At 55.2% G+C, this 339-nt stretch carries 1 protein-coding gene; it reads right to left on the bottom strand.

All coding sequences use genetic code 11. From position 1 onward, the window contains the following. Positions 1-258 (bottom strand): hypothetical protein (locus tag QEH52_RS20385; RefSeq protein WP_308952792.1); only part of this gene is annotated, 258 nt, incomplete at its 3' end. Positions 259-339: the final 81 nt, after the last annotated feature.

Genomic DNA, 339 nt, shown 5'->3' on the forward strand with positions numbered 1-339 from the left:
CGCAGTGGTCTTTGCCCGAAGTGCTTTGGCTATGTTCACTTTCCAGTCGGCACCCTTGCGGTCTGCTTTCAGATTATCTTCGGTTTTACCGAGACCGGCCATACTCTCGACCACCAGCCCGTCCCACATCGCTTCGTTTAGCTTCTTTAATTCACTCCCTTCCCAGACCACGTCCGGGTGGCGTTCCCGCAGGTCTTTTTCCGAAGCCTTCCGTGCTTCCTTTTCACCAAGAAACCAACCGCGACAATAGCGTTTCATCAGCTCGTCCCCTCGGCGTGGGTCACCCTCCTCCCTGAGTTCAAGATAATTGGCGTAACGGCGCATCCCGCCCAAACTATC

It is taken from the genome of Thalassobacterium maritimum (assembly GCF_031127805.1).
In the GTDB taxonomy this organism is placed as follows: domain Bacteria; phylum Verrucomicrobiota; class Verrucomicrobiia; order Opitutales; family Coraliomargaritaceae; genus Thalassobacterium; species Thalassobacterium maritimum.